Annotated in this window: 13 protein-coding genes; 10 read left to right on the top strand and 3 right to left on the bottom strand. The window is 65.1% G+C overall.

The annotated features are described in order from the left end of the window. Window positions 1–171 precede the first annotated feature (171 nt). The 10 genes from ACTX90_RS15865 to ACTX90_RS15820 all read left to right on the top strand — a co-directional run bounded on the left by ACTX90_RS15865 (window position 172) and on the right by ACTX90_RS15820 (window position 12,897). Entirely contained in the window at window positions 172–2,379 is a 2,208-nt protein-coding gene (locus tag ACTX90_RS15865; RefSeq protein ID WP_443442399.1) for an acyl-CoA dehydrogenase family protein, read from the top strand. A gap of 109 nt (window positions 2,380–2,488) precedes the next feature. Continuing rightward, a complete protein-coding gene (locus tag ACTX90_RS15860) occupies window positions 2,489–4,642 on the top strand; it encodes an acetate--CoA ligase family protein (RefSeq protein WP_443442398.1) in 2,154 nt (717 codons plus the stop codon). A gap of 82 nt (window positions 4,643–4,724) precedes the next feature. Then, the gene (locus ACTX90_RS15855; protein WP_443442397.1) at window positions 4,725–5,330 is read left to right on the top strand and encodes a TetR/AcrR family transcriptional regulator; all 606 of its coding nucleotides are present in this window, start codon (window positions 4,725–4,727) and stop codon (window positions 5,328–5,330) included. A gap of 49 nt (window positions 5,331–5,379) precedes the next feature. Continuing rightward, window positions 5,380–6,192 (top strand): VOC family protein, encoded by an 813-nt coding sequence (locus tag ACTX90_RS15850; RefSeq protein ID WP_443442396.1) that lies wholly within the window; start codon window positions 5,380–5,382, stop codon window positions 6,190–6,192. A gap of 45 nt (window positions 6,193–6,237) precedes the next feature. After that, window positions 6,238–7,443, top strand: coding sequence for a thiolase family protein (locus ACTX90_RS15845; RefSeq protein WP_047120268.1), 1,206 nt, complete (start codon window positions 6,238–6,240; stop codon window positions 7,441–7,443). A 17-nt stretch (window positions 7,444–7,460) separates the two neighbouring features. Beyond that, window positions 7,461–7,895: a Zn-ribbon domain-containing OB-fold protein gene (locus tag ACTX90_RS15840; RefSeq protein ID WP_047120267.1), complete on the top strand. Its 435-nt coding sequence runs from the start codon at window positions 7,461–7,463 to the stop codon at window positions 7,893–7,895. Continuing rightward, window positions 7,892–9,358, top strand: coding sequence for an aldehyde dehydrogenase family protein (locus ACTX90_RS15835; RefSeq protein WP_443442395.1), 1,467 nt, complete (start codon window positions 7,892–7,894; stop codon window positions 9,356–9,358). Before ACTX90_RS15840 ends, ACTX90_RS15835 begins: the two co-directional genes overlap by 4 nt. 116 nt (window positions 9,359–9,474) lie before the next feature. Further along, window positions 9,475–10,962 carry an MFS transporter gene (locus ACTX90_RS15830; protein WP_443442394.1) on the top strand — a complete coding sequence of 496 codons (1,488 nt, stop codon included), beginning with the start codon at window positions 9,475–9,477 and terminating at the stop codon, window positions 10,960–10,962. Between the two features lie 825 nt (window positions 10,963–11,787). Then, window positions 11,788–12,222 carry an Hsp20/alpha crystallin family protein gene (locus ACTX90_RS15825; RefSeq protein ID WP_443442393.1) on the top strand — a complete coding sequence of 145 codons (435 nt, stop codon included), beginning with the start codon at window positions 11,788–11,790 and terminating at the stop codon, window positions 12,220–12,222. 387 nt (window positions 12,223–12,609) lie between these two features. Then, window positions 12,610–12,897, top strand: coding sequence for a hypothetical protein (locus tag ACTX90_RS15820; RefSeq protein ID WP_047120262.1), 288 nt, complete (start codon window positions 12,610–12,612; stop codon window positions 12,895–12,897). A 69-nt stretch (window positions 12,898–12,966) separates the two neighbouring features. On the opposite strand, the gene ACTX90_RS15815 is transcribed toward ACTX90_RS15820, so the two are convergent. The 3 genes from ACTX90_RS15815 to ACTX90_RS15805 form a co-directional block, all read right to left on the bottom strand. Further along, complete coding sequence (locus tag ACTX90_RS15815) at window positions 12,967–13,545, bottom strand: DUF3618 domain-containing protein (RefSeq protein WP_424572708.1); 579 nt, start codon at window positions 13,543–13,545, stop codon at window positions 12,967–12,969. Beyond that, complete coding sequence (locus tag ACTX90_RS15810) at window positions 13,542–13,928, bottom strand: phage holin family protein (protein WP_060616989.1); 387 nt, start codon at window positions 13,926–13,928, stop codon at window positions 13,542–13,544. The genes ACTX90_RS15815 and ACTX90_RS15810 overlap by 4 nt, the downstream gene beginning before the upstream one ends. A 78-nt stretch (window positions 13,929–14,006) precedes the next feature. Continuing rightward, window positions 14,007–14,888 (bottom strand): hypothetical protein, encoded by an 882-nt coding sequence (locus ACTX90_RS15805; RefSeq protein ID WP_443442392.1) that lies wholly within the window; start codon window positions 14,886–14,888, stop codon window positions 14,007–14,009. Window positions 14,889–15,240: the final 352 nt, after the last annotated feature.

The following is a 15,240-nucleotide window of genomic DNA, read 5'->3' as shown; positions in this document are numbered from 1 at the left end:
AAAAATTTTTTCGAGGGCGCGCAGTGATCAAAATTTTTGTTCACTTTTCCTCGCTCGGGGTGTTGCCTGAATCACAAACGTAAACTAGAGTCTAGTTTCAGTTATTAGCAATAGGTAATCCCGATCACACTGATTCCGGGGTTATGCAGTTCCCTGATTGGAGCACCGGAAATGGCCTTATCCTTGACCGAGGAACAGATTGATCTCGCGTCGGCAGTGGTTGACTTTACCCGCCGCAGCGTAGACACGATGACCACTCGGGACGAGCACGAGAAGTTGGCTACCGGTGCACTGCCAAGCTTCTGGACCGAAATGCTGGAGACCGGTCTGCACGCCCTGCACATCCCTGAGGAGCTCGGCGGCCAGGGCGGAACGCTGGTGGAAACCGCCATCGTCATCGAGGAATTCGGCCACCGCTATGTCTCCGGCCCTTTCCTGCCGACCATGCTGGCCAGCGCCGCCGTCACCCTGGCCGAACCAAACGGCTACAACCAGCCAATCCTCGCGGACTTCGCCGAAGGCGCCACCGGAACCCTAGTGCTGGCTTCCGAACAGCTCAAGGTCGTACAGATCGCCGAAGGCTGGGCCGTTGCCGGCCAGCTGCAGGTCATCGGCGCACTTGCCGCCAAGTACCTGGTGCTGGGATTCACCGTCGCGGATACCGTGCGCTACGCGGTGATCGAAGCTCAGGCCGCCGGGGTCTCCCTGGTTCCGGCCGAAGGCACCGACCTGGGCCGCGACGCAGCCACCCTGGTCCTGGACAACGTGGTCATCCCCGCTGATGCGGTGCTGGGCAACGCCACCGCCAGCAGGATCGCCGCGCTGCACGCAGGATTCACCGGTTCGGAAGCCGCCGGCATCATGCGCTGGGCCAGCGAGGAAAGCACCGAATACGCCAAGATCCGTGAACAGTTCGACACCCCGATCGGTTCCTTCCAGGCCATCAAGCACAAGTGCGCCAACCTGGCGATCGCCGCCGAAATGGCCACCTCTGCGGCCTGGTCCGCCGTCGTGTCGGTCGGCCAGGACGAAGCCCAGCAGCACCTGGGCGCCGCCGGCGCGCTGGAAGCAGCGATTGTCCCATCCATTGAAGCAGTCACCGAAGCGATCACCATCCTCGGCGGCATCGGCTTCACCTGGGAGCACGACGCCCACCTGTACTGGCGCCGCGCCATCAGCCTGAACGCGCTGAACGCGCCGCTGTCCGGCGAACTGGCGGCGGCCGGCGAAGCCGCGCTGCACACCGAACGCAAGATCGAGGTGGAGCTGGACGAGCAGGACCCAGAATTCCGCACCCGCATCGCCGCCCTGCTGGACACCGCGGCAGGCCTGCGCAACGAGCACGAAGCAGGACGCTGGTACTCCCGCGGCTCGCGCCGCAGCTTCCTGGCAGAGAACGGCCTGGCCGCTCCGCACTGGCCGGCCCCCTACGGACTGGGCGCCAGCCCGGCCGAACAGGTCATCATCTCCCAGGAATACGCACGCCGCGACATGCTGCAGCCATCCTCGGTCATCGGCGAATGGGCCATGCCCACGATCCTCGCCTACGGCTCCGAAGAGATCAAGGAGAAGTTCGCGCTGCCCACGCTGAAGGGCGAACTGATCTGGTGCCAGCTGTTCTCCGAGCCCGGAGCCGGCAGCGACCTGGCAGGCCTGTCCACCCGCGCCGTCAAGGTCGACGGCGGCTGGAAGCTGAGCGGCCAGAAGGTCTGGACCTCCGGGGCCCACGAAGCCCACTGGGGCATCTGCCTGGCCCGCACCGACGCCGAGGTCGCCAAGCACAAGGGCCTGAGCTACTTCCTGGTGGACATGTCAGCTCCCGGCCTGGACGTGCGCCCGCTGCGCCAGTCCAACGGAGAAGCCGAATTCAACGAGGTCTTCCTTGACGACGTGTTCGTCGCGGACGACTACCTGCTGGGGGAGCCTGGCCAGGGCTGGCGCATCACCGCCACCACCTTGCAGAACGAGCGCACCCAGATTTCCTCCGGCGTCTCGGTCGGCACCGAGGACGGGCTGCGCGAACTGATCTCCGGCGACAATTTCGTTGGAACCCGCGAGAACGCGCTGGAGGTGCTGGGCCGCGCCGCCGCGATCAGCACCGCCATCGGCGCGATGAACCTGCGCGAAACCCTGCGCCAGGTCAACGGCCTGCAGCCGGGGGCCGGCTCCTCGCTGGCCAAGGTGGCCCACGGCCGCCTGGCCCGCCAAGCCGCCGGGGACCTGCTGAAGCTTGCCGGCCCCGCGGCGCTCTTCGCCCACGCGCCGGCCGCCGCCGTCAATTCGCAGCTGACCATTCCGGCGGCGCTGATCGGCGGAGGCACCATCGAAATCCAGCTCAACGTGATTGCCGAGCGGATCCTGGGGCTGCCGCGCAGCTAACCCGCCCTTGCAGTACCCAGAGCTCGACCCTCCAGTATTCCTCCGGGCCCCCAGCCCGAAATGCGCCCGCCGACGATGACGGAGCGCGCCGTGAAAGGACAACTAAGGCATGACCGCTGTGACCAATGAAATCAACACCGCAGGCCCCGTCACCCCGGGCCGTTTGCGGGAACTGCTTGAACCGCGCTCGATTGTGATCATCGGGGCGAACAGCAAGTCCACCTGGTCCCACTTCGCCCACTCGAACCTCCTGGCCGCCGGCTTCACCGGGCAGCTGTACCTGGTCAACCGCCGCGCCGAAGAATGCCACGGCCAGGCCTCCTACGCAAGCATCGCCGAGCTTCCCGAAGCCCCGGAACTTGCCATCGTGCTCACCGGCACCAACTCGCTGCCGGATATCCAGGAGCAGTGCATCGCCCGCGGCATCTGCAACCTGATCGTGCTGGCCTCCGGGCTGGGCGAGGCAGGGGCCGAAGGCCAGGCGCTGCAGCAGCAGCTGGTGGACCGCGCCCGCGAAGCCGACCAGCTGATCCTGGGCCCGAACAACCTGGGATTCATCAACGCGCATGCAAAGGTCGCGTCCTTCGCCCATATGACCGAGCTGCCGCTGGTGGCCGGCGGGGTCGGCGTGGCAAGCCAGTCCGGCGCACTGGCCATCTACCTGCTGCCGTACATGGCAAGCCGCGGGGTGGGCACCTCGATTTCCGTAACCGTCGGCAACGAAGCCATGATCTCCGCCATCGACGTCATGTCGCTGCTGGTGGATGACGAGAACACCAAGGTCATCGCCGCCTACCTGGAACAGGTCACGGACACCAAGCAGTTCCTGGACGTGGCCCGCCGCGCCCGCGAGGCCGGCAAGCCGATCGTGCTATTCAAGGCCGGCGCCTCCGAGGCCTCCGCCAAGGCCGCCGCCGCGCACACCGGCTCGCTGGCCGGGGACGACAAGATCTTCGACGCGGTCTGCAAGCAATTCGGCGTGATCCGGGTGGCGAACATCGAGGACCTGGTGGCCACCGCAGGCATCCTCGAATCCTACGGCGCGCTGCCCGGCCCGCGCTTCGGCGTGGTCACCGGCTCCGGCGCGATGTGCGCGCTGGTGGCGGACAAGGCCGAGGCCGCCGGCCTGCAGCTGCCCGCCCCCGCGGAGTCCACCGTGCGCCAGCTGCGCGAAGACGGCCTGCCTGAATTCGCCGCGGTGAACAACCCGATGGACACCACAGGCTACATTTCCGTGGACCCGTCCATCCTCACCAAGGCCGGGGACGCGTTCATCAACGACGAGAACTTCGACTTCGTGGTGCTGAACACCTCCTGGCCGAACAACCAGTTCATGGTGGACCTGGGCAAGCCGACCCAGGAGGGCCTGCACCGCCAGCTCAAGGGCTCGGCCAAGCCGGTGGTGGCCATGAGCTTCCTGCCCACCGAGGTCAACGAGTTCGCGCGCAGCTTCGCCGCCAAGCACGGTCTGCCGCACGCCTCGGACTCCTTCGACCGCGGCATCGAAGCCGCCGGGCACAGCTTCTGGTGGGGGCAGCGCACCGCGCAGCTGTCCGCCGAGCCGAAGCTGGAGGCTCCGGCCGCCATCGCCAAGCCAGAAGGCGCCGAGCACTGGACCGAAATCGAGACCGGCGACTTCCTGCGCGAACAGGGTGTGCCCTACGTGCCGGGACGTGTTGTCACCTCCGCCGCGGACGCCGTGGCTACCGCACAGGAGATCGGCTACCCGGTGGTGCTGAAGGTCGCCAGCGAGGACATCGCCCACAAGACCGAGGTCGGGGGCGTGCGCCTGATGCTCAAGGACGCCGAAGAGGTGTCCGAGGCCTATGAATTCATCGTGGACTCCGTGGCCAGGCTGGCTCCGGACGCGCAGGTCCAGGGTGTGGCGGTTTCGCCGATGCGCCCTGCCGGCAACGAGCTGCTGGTCGGCATCATCACCGACCCGCAGTGGGGCAAGGTGCTGGCCGTCGGCTTCGGCGGCGTGCTGGTGGAGATCCTGAAGGATTCCGCGCTGCGCCTGCTGCCGGTCAGCCCGGCGGAGATCCGCCGCATGCTCGAATCGCTGCGCGGCATCGACCTGCTCAAGGGCTTCCGCGGCAGCGAACCCACCGACCTGGACGAGCTCGCCCAGGTGATCTTCCAGATCACCCAGGTCGCCCAGGGGCTGGGTGAGGATCTTGAAGAACTTGAAATCAATCCGCTGCGGGTTGCCGGAAACCAGATCGAGGCACTGGACGCCCTGATCCGCTGGAAGGACCGGTAAATGAATACCGGAGATAGGCAATTCGCCCAAAACTTGGTGATACCGTGGGAATCCACGGCACACACCACTTACGAGGCACATCATGGCAGGAACCATTTCCACGGAGCAGGTAGAGCTCCCGGCCTACCAGGTCGTCAGGCGCCAGCGCATCATCGATGCGGGCAAGGACCTGCTGCGGGTGCAGGACTACGACTCGATCCAGATCCGCGACGTGGCCTCCGAAGCGAACGTCGCGCTGGGCACGCTGTACCGGTACTTCAATTCCAAGGAACACCTGTACGCGAACGTGGTCTACGACTGGGCGTTGCCCTTCGCCCAGCGGACGGCGGCTCCGGATGCCGGGCTGAGCACCACGGAAGTGATCTCCCGCAGGCTGCGCAATGCCTTGAGCAGCTTCGAGAAGCACCCGTACTTCTACAAAGCGATCCTGCAGCTGCGCAGCAGCACCGCGGAGGACGTCGCCCCGGTCATGGCCCGGCTCGGCGAGGTGCTGGAAGCACCGATCCGCGAGGCAATGAGCGCTCTGGACGATGCGGAAGCCGCGGACATCACCGTGATGGTGTGGGCGCTGCTGCTGGACGTCGTCTCGCGGGTGATTCTGAAGGACAAGACCATGGAACAGGCCTACGGGGTGCTCGACCGCTTCGTGGCGCTGATCCAGCACCGTCTGGAGCAGGCCGAAGCCTAGGCCGCAGCCCTTTCCCTTCCAGTTCCATCTCCCGTCTCGGGGGTGTCTCATGAGCGCCCTCGAACTGGACCATGTGGCCTTCGCCGTGCCTTCCTGGCGCACTGCCGGGGACAGCGTGCACCGCGCGCTCGGCGCCCGCTGGGTCTCGGGATTCCACCAGGGTGCCTTCAGCCCCTGCCAGCTGGAACTGGCCGAGGGCATGCGCCTGGAACTGCTGCAGCCTCCGGCAGACGGCGGCGGTTTCGTCGCCGAGCACCTGGCCCGCAGCCACGGCGCAGCCAACCCGCACCACATCACCTTCAAGGTGGCGGACATCCATGCCTCGATGACCCTCGCCCGCGCGGCCGGGGTGCGCACCATCCTTGAAAACCTGGACAACCAGTGGTGGAAGGAGCTGTTCCTCCACCCCAAGGACACCGGACTGGGTTTCCTGGTTCAGCTGGTGCAGACCGAGCTGACCCTGGACGGCCAGGACGAGATCACCGCGCCCGGTGCGGTCGACTGCCCCTGGGACGAACAGCCCCGGGCGCAGAATCCGCCGCAGCGGCTGGACTTCATCGCCGGCCGCATCCGTTCCGCGGCCCAGGCCCGGCTGGTGCTGGGCACGGTGCTCGGCGCCCAGGTGATGAACCTGGAAGACGACCCGCAGACCCTCATGTTCTCCTGGCCGCTGGGCTCCAGCCTGGTGCTCCAGGTCGACGAGCAGGCCGAACCGGGACTGCAGGCCCTGTCCTTCACCGACCCCGCGCTGCCCGCACCGATCATGGACGCCGGCCAGCTGCAGGCGCTGCGCGAATCCGGGAGCAGGTTCGAGGCCCTGGGCCTGGACATCCTCGCCGGCCAGCACGCGCCCGCCGCCTGACACACGAACTTCACCATCAAAGAATTAGCATTAAGGAGTCACCCCATGGGACTGAGAGGCGAAGCCGCCATCCTCGGCTACTGCGAACTTCCACCGCAGCGAAAGCTCACCCGCGAACCGTCGTTCAACCTGGAGCAGTGGGCCCGGCTGTCCAAGGCCGCGCTGGATGACGCCGGACTGTCCGCCACGGACGTCAACGGCGTGATCACCCCGCTGATCGGGGAGGCGGACATGTTCGTTCCATCCACCGTCACCGAATACCTGGGCATCGACGCGAACTTCGCGGAGATCGTCGACCTGGGCGGCGCGGGATCCGCGGCCGGCATCTGGCGCGCCGCGGCCGCCGTGGAGCTGGGCCTGTGCGACGCGGTGCTGGTGACCTTCCCCGGCACCCACCACTTCCCGATGGACGACCGCAAGCCGTTCGTGATGGACGACAAGATGCACTTCGGGGCTTCCTCCAACGCCTTCGGCTCCCCACAGGCCGAGTTCGAGATCCCCTACGGCAACTTGGGCCAGAACGGCCCCTACGGGCAGATCGCCAAGCGCTACGGCTACGAGTTCGGCTACGACGAGCGGGCCATGGCCAAGATCGCCGTGGACCAGCGCACCAACGCCTGTGCCACCCCGGAGGCGGTGTTCCACGGCCAGCCGATCACCGTGGCCGACGTGTTGAACTCGCCGATGATCGCCGACCCGCTGCACATGCTTGAAATCGTCATGCCCTGCCAGGGCGGCGCGGCAGTGGTGGTGGGCAACGCGGATCTGGCCCGCAAGTCCAAGAACCGCCCGGTGTGGATCACCGGCTTCGGTGAACGCGTGCCCTACAAGACCCCGACCTACGCCCGCGACCTGATGACCTCGCCGATGGTGCACGCCGCCGAGCAGGCGTTCTCCATGGCAGGCATCACCCGCTCCGAGGTGGACATGGTCTCCATCTACGACTGCTACTCCATCACCGTGCTGATGAGCCTGGAAGACGCGGGCTTCGCGGAAAAGGGCAAGGGCATGGACTTCGTGACCAACCACGATCTGACCTTCCGCGGGGACTTCCCGATGAACACCGCCGGCGGGCAGCTGTCCTTCGGCCAGGCCGGTGTGGCAGGCGGCATGCACCACGTCATCGACGGGGCGCGCCAGATCATGGGCCGCGCCAACGCCGCCCAGGTGGCCGACTGCAACCGCGCGTTCGTCAGCGGCAACGGCGGCATCATGAGCGAGCAGACCGCGCTGATCCTGCAGGGCGACTAGAAAGGGAAAACCAGAAAATGACCACCTACACCCCGGAAACCCTGTCCCGGCCGCTGCCGGTTCCGACCCCGTTGACCCGCCCGTTCTGGGACGCCCTTGCCGAGCGCAAGATCCGCATCCAGTACTCGCCGTCCCTGGGGGAGTACATCTTCTACCCGCGCCCGCTGGCCCCGCGCACCCTGGCCGACGACCTTGAATGGCGCGAGATCTCCGGCGCCGGCACGCTGTACACCTACACCGTGGCCACCCGCCCGCCAGCCGCCCATTTCGCCTCGGCCGGGGAAATGATCCTGGCCATCGTCCAGTGGGACGAGGGACCGAAGTTCTCCACCGAAATCGTCAACGCCGATCCGGCGCAGCTGGAGATCGGCATGCGCGTCCGCCCGGTCTTCTGCGACCACCCCGAGGGAGACATCACCATGCTTCGCTACGAACCGGAGACCAACTCATGAGCGTCGAAACTGGCATCCAGCTGCCTGCCCCGTCCCTGCGCATCGGTGCGCAGGTGATCCTTCAGGGCGACACCACCCACGAGCACATCGACCCTGCCACCGGGAAGGTCAACGGCCTGGTGCCCATGGCCTCCACGGAACAGATCGACCAGGCCGTGCAGTCAGCCCACTCCGCCTTCCTGGAATGGCGCGCGTTGCCCGCCAGCCAGCGCTCGCGCAAGCTGATGAAGCTCGCCGAGCTCATGGAGGAGAACACCGAGCTGCTGGCCGCCGCAGGCATGGCGGACAACGGCGCCCCGCGCATCACCGCGGGGAACATGGTCGGCGCCGCAGTGGAATGGACCCGCTACTACGCAGGCTGGGCGGACAAGCTGCCGCTGGGCCGCATCACCAGCAACGGCGGGGCCGGCGGATCCTTCGGCCACACGCTGCGCCAGCCCTACGGCGTCATCGGCGCCATCATCACCTGGAACGCGCCGCTGATGTCCCTGGCCATGAAGGTCCCGGCGGCCCTGGCCGCCGGCAACACCGTGGTCATCAAGCCCAGCGAGCTGACCCCGTTCACCCCGACCGTCTTCGCGGACCTGGCCCGCGAGGCGGGGATCCCGGACGGCGTGATCAACATCGTTCCCGGCGGCCCGCAGGCCGGCGCCGCACTGGTCGAGCACCGCCTGGTCAAGAAGATCACCTTCACCGGGGGACCGGCCACCGCGCAAATCATCGCCGCCTCCTGCGCCAAGACCTTCAAGCCGATGATCCTGGAACTGGGCGGCAAGTCCGCCAACCTGGTCTTCGAAGACGCCGACCTGGACAAGGCCGCCGGCCACGCGGCATTCTTCGCCTTCGGCATGATGAGCGGCCAGGCCTGCGCGCTGCCGACCCGCCTGCTGGTGCAGGAATCGGTGTACGAGCAGTTCATCGAAAAGGTCGCGCAGGCCGCGGCGCAGTTCCCCATCGGGGATCCGGCCGGCGAATACACCATGTGCGGACCGGTCATCAACCAGGCCGCGATCGACCGCATCGACTCGATGCTCGGCGACGCGCTGGAAGAAGGTGGACGCCTGGTCACCGGCGGGCAGCGCCTGGGCGGGGATCTGGCCGAGGGCTTCTACTACCCGCCGACCATCGTGGCCGACGTGGAGCCGGATGGATCGCTGGCGCAGAACGAGGTATTCGGCCCGGTGCTGGCGGTGATTCCGTTCCGCGATGAAGCGCATGCGCTGGACATCGCGAACGGCACGGATTACGGACTTTCGGGGTACATCTGGACCTCTGATCTGGGACGCGGGCTGCGGCTGGCCGAGTCGATGGAGACCGGCGAGATCGCAGTCAACGGCGCCTTCAATGCCACGGCCGAACGCCCCTTCGGCGGCATCGGCCACTCAGGCATCGGAAACGAAGGCGGACTTGAAGGTCTGGAAGAGTTCTTCTGGACCAAGTCGGTGGGTATCGCAACCCACTAGAACAGCTGCCCGCTCGGGCAAGAACATCACCGCATGGCCTTGCCCGGGCGTCCTGTCCGGAGGGTGCCTAGGTGACCCCTCAGAGCGCCGAAACGGCGCGGTAAGGCAGGACAAAGATGTCTCAGGCTAGACCCCCAAAGCTGAGTGCGACGCGTGCATCGGCTCCGGGATTCGTGGCGGTAGTCGCGGTCTTGGTGCTGACAGAGATTGTTTCAGCGTTCGAGCTTTCAATGATGTACGTAACCCTCCCGACGCTCATGGCGGACTTCCACGTGGATGCGAATGCCGTGGCCTGGGTGGTCACCATCTACCTTCTGGTGTCCGCGTCGGCGGCGCTGCTCGGCGGACGCTTCGGCGACCTGTACGGCAGGCGCCGGGTCATGGTGGTGGTGCTAGCCCTGGCCGCCATCGGCTCGCTGATCTCCCTGGTCGGCAGCAGCCTTGAAATGATCATCCTCGGCCGCGGCATCCAAGGTGCGGCCGGTGCCGTCATGGGTCTGGCATTCGGCCTGGCCCGCGAGCACCTCGACGAGAAGCGCCTGCCCGTGGGCGTCTCCATGATCGGCGCCTCCGCGCTGATCGCCGGCGCCGGCGGCGCCCTGATTGCCGGCCTGATGATCGACTCCTTCTCCTGGCATGGAATCTTCCTATTCGCCGGCGTGCTGGCAGTGCTGGCGGTCATCGCCGTGCTCGTGGTGCTTCCGAAGGACAAGCCCCGCGAAACCACTTCCGGCCGGCTGGATGTCGCCGGCGCGCTGCTGCTGCCGCTGGGTGCTTCCGGCATCCTGCTGGGCCTGTCCAACAGCGCCAAGGCCGGCTGGGCCTCGCTGGGCGGCGGCGGACTGCTGATCGCCGGTCTGGTAATCGTCGCCGTATGGGTCTGGTGGGAACTGCATTCCCAACGCCCGATCGTGAACCTGAAGATGTTCAAGAACCGCCAGATCGCCCTGGTCATGACCGCCACCTTCCTGGCTGCGGTCGGGCCGATCGGCGGCATGTCGGTGCCGAGCCAGTACGTACTGCAGTACCCGGTGGAAATGGGCTTCGGCCTGGGCTTCTCCGCCGCGGCCGCGGGCCTTTTCAGCGGGGGCACCGCGCTGCTTGGCTACTTCTTCTCCCCGCTGGGCGGCAAGCTCGCCCAGGTGTTCAACGCGCGCTTCGTGTTCATCACCGGCCTGCTGCTGATGCTCGCCGCTGTCGCAACAATCATGTTCACCCTGGGCAACATGCTGGTCTTCCTGGTGGCCATGTCGGTCAACGCGGTGGGCATCGCCCTGACCTTCGGCGCCCTGCCGAACGTGCTGATCGAGGCGGTTCCCGAGACGCATACCTCGGAGAGCGCCGGAACCAACACCATGGTCCGCAATATCGGCCAGTCCGTGGCCACCGCCGTGGGCGCCTACCTGCTGGCCCGCCACCAGGACCCGGTCACCACCGCGGTGGGGGAGCAGGGCGTCTTCGAGGCCTTCGGCTTCGTCGCGGTCTTCGGCCTCGCCGCCCTGGTGATCGCATTCATGCTCAGCCGCACCCCGAAGGTCTGGGTACCGCAGGATGCCGCCATGGTGACGCCGGTCAAGGCCGAACCGGCTGGCGACTTGATTTAGGGCAACACGCCAAAGGGTGCAGCACTCCCCGGAGCCCGCCGGGGGGTGCTGCACCCTTTGGCGTGTGAACTGTCCCTGCGGACATCCTGCGCAAACTCCCCTCGAATCGGCGCTGGGCAAGAATCATTTCCAAGAAAAGCTGGCTCAGGTTCGCGTGCCCGCGCGGACAAGGTGCGGGATGCAGCAAGGAAGCATCCCGCCAGCGGCGTTGCCTTCTTGCGCATTTGGATTCCTGATGTCGTGCGATTACGCCATTGCCGGGAACCCACCAGTATCACGTCCCACGGCGGAACAGCTCAAGAATTATCCAGGGCATCTCAGTGCCCCCGCGCGGAGGCACCTGCAGGTTCTGGTCGGCAAAGGGCTCCTCCCGCCCAGCGGAAGGGTACGGGATGCGTAGGAGCCCAGGGCCGCTGGGACAAACCGGGGCTTCCCCTGAACCGGGTGCACCGATATCACGACGCCCGGTTGCCGAGGCCCGGTGGACAGCGGGGAACTATGCTCCAGGAACATCGACGCCTCGGAGCCGGTGGTGAAGCAGCTGCCTGCATTCCGTGAAGCTTGAACTCCAGTGCCGCTGCTTTGCCGGATGGCAACGGATGCGGCTTCTACTATTCACTGTGGGGTCATGCCGGGGCATCGGCAGCCGTCGAAGGCGAGGCCTGCGCCTGCCCAAGTTTCTCCGCATTTCCCGAAAAACACTCCCCGAGGCATCTTGCGTACCGCCACGAGGCCGTGTTATAAAATCTACATCGTCAGACATAGATCTGGCGGAATGTGAATTGCACCATCACCGTATGTCAGCTTCGAAAGGAATGAGTTTCGATGATGCAAACCGACGTTCTTCGTGATTTCGACCGCTTGGTCCAACGCGCTTTCAACACCCAGCTCAGCTCCGAGCCAGTCCACGCCATGCCGATGGAGGCGTGGCGGGACGAGGAGGGCTTCCACGCGGTGTTCGACCTCCCGGGCGTGGACGCCCAGCAAATCGAGATGGTTGTGGAAAAAAGCATTCTCACGATTCGTGCCGAACGCGCCAAGCCGGAAGGCCGTCAATATATCGCGGGCTCCGAGCGCCTTTGGGGCCAGTTCAGCCGAGAGCTGGTGCTTGGCGACCATCTCGATCCGGCATCCATCCAAGCTCGTTACGCAGACGGTGTCCTGCGCCTTGACATCGCGGTGGCTGAGGCCGCGAAGCCGCGTCGCATCAAGATTTCAACGGCGGCAAAGGGCGAGGCTCCCAAGGAACTAGCGAGTTGACCCTAGCCACAGCAATTGGGACGAGAGCCGAGGCGAGCGGCCATCGCAGTGCCGCTGGCCTGATTCATGAACCGCTGGTTGTCGATGGCGCGTTGTTCTCGGTAATGTGCGGGCTTGGATTGGCCGCTGAGGCATGTCGAGATCAGGCACTTTCCCCACACGGGTCCATTTCGCCGCGGTAAGCTTCGAGGCTCGGTATGCGCTGCCAAGAAGCACAAGGTGCTTCGCAGTTGCGCGAAACAGCGAAGCGGAGAGATATGCAGTGGCGGCCTTATTCACGATTTCCGCTGTCGTAGCGGGAAATTTCTGGTAGGGCCTAAGTAGTTGTTCGAAGTGTGTGCCTGGCAAAGCCGTCAGGCCCACCCCGGGATGCAAGGAAGGTCTGAAATGTCAGGGTCGTTATTGAACATCCACCTCGACGATGATCAAATCGCCGAGCTGAATGCTGCGCTTTGCGCTTATCGCGATCACTTTGTTGAGCTGATTGAGTCGAATGACGGGTACGAGGGATTCCGGGCTCGGGAGAATGATGCGTTCTGGCGCGGGAAAGTCGCATCGCTCCAAGATCTCATCGACCAGATCAATCGATCGTTATACGGGATCCAACCCCATGCGCCCAGCGTATCGGAGCAGACCCTGCCCGCTCAGCAGGGGACGCCGATGCTCCTGTCGTGACTCGCTCGCGTCGCGCACCAGGGCCGGCATCCTGTGAGGGATGCCGGCCCTGGCGCTAATCGGTTTTCGTCAGGCTTGGTCCTTGTAGTCCTGGACGCTGCTCTTGGCTTCTTGCTTCAGATGCTCGGATTCGCTCACGGCCTCCGCTTTCACCCGATCCACGGACTGCTGAGCGGTGTCCTTGAGGTCATCCACTACGGCCGACACCGGCTCTTTCATGTCTTCAGCCACCTGCTTGGCCGCATCGCTAAGCTCAGTCGTCAACGGCTCGGCCTTGTCCTTCAAGCGTTGAACCATCTCTTCCTCCTGGCGGCTTCCCGGAATAAGGGACGAGGCGAGCAGCCCCGCACCGAAAGCGATGAGCCCGGCGGCCAGGGGGTTGCCGCGGGTCTGCTCTGCGACCTTCTGCGGTGCTTCATGGACTGCGTCGCTGGCATCGTGCGCTGCTTGCTGGGTTCGTTCGCTCACGTCTTCACTCCGTCCCATGACTGTTTCCTTGACCCTGCTCACCGAATCCTTGATTCTGGCGGTTTGCCGGTGTGCGATGTGGCTGGGGCTGACCTTGTCGACAATCGCATCGACATCGTTGCGCAGCTCATCGCGGGTCTGCGCGATGTCTGCTCGAAGTTCATTTGAATCCTTGCTCATCGGGTTTCCTCTTTCGGATTGAAAGCTGACGGGATCTTCTTCACTGTTTGGGCGGTCTTCGGCATGCCCTTGACTGACTTGAGCTGCTTGCGCGCCACGACCGCGAGAATCGCGGCAATGACTGCCCAGATCACCGCGACGATCACCGCGGACCAGCCATGGCCAGTCCACTGGCCGATTCCTACCCATGCGGCTACGGAGAGGAAAAGCAGGACGAAATGCGCTGCGATCCCGGCTCCGGCGTACATCCCGGCCCCCTTGCCCGCATTGCTCGCGGACTCCTTCAGCTCTGTCTTGGCCAGCTCCACTTCCTGCCGGACCAGGACCGAAACGTTCTGCGTCAGGTCGCTGAAGAGGGTTCCCAGAGTGTTTGGTTCTTCCATCCGGGGGTTATGGGGGCGGGTATCGGGGTTCTCTGGATGAGGTTCGTAGTCTGGAGCAGAATGACTCATCGGTGCCTCCTACCGGTAGTCTTCAGGGCGCGGGTTCAGCCCTGGGTATTTCTGAAGTGGATTGTCGTTCAGCTCGTCCTCGGTCGTGCCGGTGCGAAGCGCCGATGGATCGGCCTGCCCCACCGGTGGCGGCGTGACACGGGGAGCGGTCTTCAGCGGTTCGGCGTGCGGTCGCTCGGAAGGATAGCTGGTGCCCGCCGGGGCATTGGCGGTTGCCTCTGGCGACTGCCGCTGACGTTCTTTCGAGGCGCTGGCGTTGCGCGTGATTCGACCCGCCAGCAAGCCAGCGCCCAGGGCGATGCCCAAGAACGCGCCGGGGCGTTTGCGGGCGAAATCCTTGACCTCGTCCACCAGATCGCCGGGTTCGCGTTGGTCCAACCAGTCCGCGACGCGGCCACTGTGATGGGACGCCTGATCCACCAGCGTAGCCGCGGTGCCGGTGGCCTGCGATTGGTCGAGCATTGAGCGGAACTCGTTGCTGATATCTCGAAGGTTCTCGGCAACCTTGCGTTGCTGCAGCGAAGTTTGCTCGCGCAAATCCGCGCCGAGCTCTTCAAAGAGGTGGGCAGCTTGTTCCTTGGCCTGGCCAGCGACCAGGGTGGCTTCCTGCTTCGCGGTGTCCATGACTTCGGCTGCCGAATGCTGGCTCTCGGCGGCAAGGTCCTTGGTCGCCTCGCCGGCCTGGGCTAGCTTGGATTCGTCCTCCCCGCCGTGGGCAGCGCCGACGCGCGATGCAGAGTCGGTTTCCACGTGCTCAGGGAGGAACTGGTCATTCATTGGAGGAACTGGCGGAGCCGGGGCCACCCGTGGCTGGGGAGGGACTCCCGTCCCGTTGGCCGGCTCGGACAGATCGGGAGACGGGCTGGTGTTGGGAAAGTTCTCGTTGCTCATGTCACGCCTTTCTCTAGGGACGTACGTGAAGTCGGATGCGCATTCCGACGTTCGGTTGCCATGGATCTATACAGAGCGACCCTGTATGCCCTTGAGCTTAGAAGTGGGTCTTCGGGCAAGGAGGCATCTTCGAGAATCAAGAGGTTTCTCTCAGGTTCGAGGGGTGTTCATTGCCAGCAATGCCAAAAGCTGGCCTATGGCTCTGCTATGGGCAGGCAGCTTCCCGTTCTTGATCTGGGCAATCCCTGAGGCAAGGACCCAAAGCAGATTTTGCGCGGGGAAGCCCTAGACGAAAATTAGAATCTAGTTATAGTCTTGGTGGAGATAAGTGACTCGCATCATAAGATTGCGG

Origin of the sequence: Glutamicibacter soli, assembly GCF_052322135.1 — a bacterium.
Classification (GTDB): domain Bacteria; phylum Actinomycetota; class Actinomycetes; order Actinomycetales; family Micrococcaceae; genus Glutamicibacter; species Glutamicibacter soli.
The sequence above is the reverse complement of the archived record's forward strand: the minus strand, read 5'-3'. Positions and strand labels throughout refer to the sequence as shown.

Excerpts from the sequence above, each read along its gene's own strand:
- ACTX90_RS15865 (WP_443442399.1), top strand. The coding sequence starts at position 172 with ATGGCCTTATCCTTGACCGAGGAACAGATTGATCTCGCGTCGGCAGTG.
- ACTX90_RS15860 (WP_443442398.1), top strand. The coding sequence starts at position 2,489 with ATGACCGCTGTGACCAATGAAATCAACACCGCAGGCCCCGTCACCCCG.
- ACTX90_RS15855 (WP_443442397.1), top strand. The coding sequence starts at position 4,725 with ATGGCAGGAACCATTTCCACGGAGCAGGTAGAGCTCCCGGCCTACCAG.
- ACTX90_RS15850 (WP_443442396.1), top strand. The coding sequence starts at position 5,380 with ATGAGCGCCCTCGAACTGGACCATGTGGCCTTCGCCGTGCCTTCCTGG.
- ACTX90_RS15845 (WP_047120268.1), top strand. The coding sequence starts at position 6,238 with ATGGGACTGAGAGGCGAAGCCGCCATCCTCGGCTACTGCGAACTTCCA.
- ACTX90_RS15840 (WP_047120267.1), top strand. The coding sequence starts at position 7,461 with ATGACCACCTACACCCCGGAAACCCTGTCCCGGCCGCTGCCGGTTCCG.
- ACTX90_RS15835 (WP_443442395.1), top strand. The coding sequence starts at position 7,892 with ATGAGCGTCGAAACTGGCATCCAGCTGCCTGCCCCGTCCCTGCGCATC.
- ACTX90_RS15830 (WP_443442394.1), top strand. The coding sequence starts at position 9,475 with ATGTCTCAGGCTAGACCCCCAAAGCTGAGTGCGACGCGTGCATCGGCT.
- ACTX90_RS15825 (WP_443442393.1), top strand. The coding sequence starts at position 11,788 with ATGATGCAAACCGACGTTCTTCGTGATTTCGACCGCTTGGTCCAACGC.
- ACTX90_RS15820 (WP_047120262.1), top strand. The coding sequence starts at position 12,610 with ATGTCAGGGTCGTTATTGAACATCCACCTCGACGATGATCAAATCGCC.
- ACTX90_RS15815 (WP_424572708.1), bottom strand. The coding sequence starts at position 13,545 with ATGAGCAAGGATTCAAATGAACTTCGAGCAGACATCGCGCAGACCCGC.
- ACTX90_RS15810 (WP_060616989.1), bottom strand. The coding sequence starts at position 13,928 with ATGGAAGAACCAAACACTCTGGGAACCCTCTTCAGCGACCTGACGCAG.
- ACTX90_RS15805 (WP_443442392.1), bottom strand. The coding sequence starts at position 14,888 with ATGAGCAACGAGAACTTTCCCAACACCAGCCCGTCTCCCGATCTGTCC.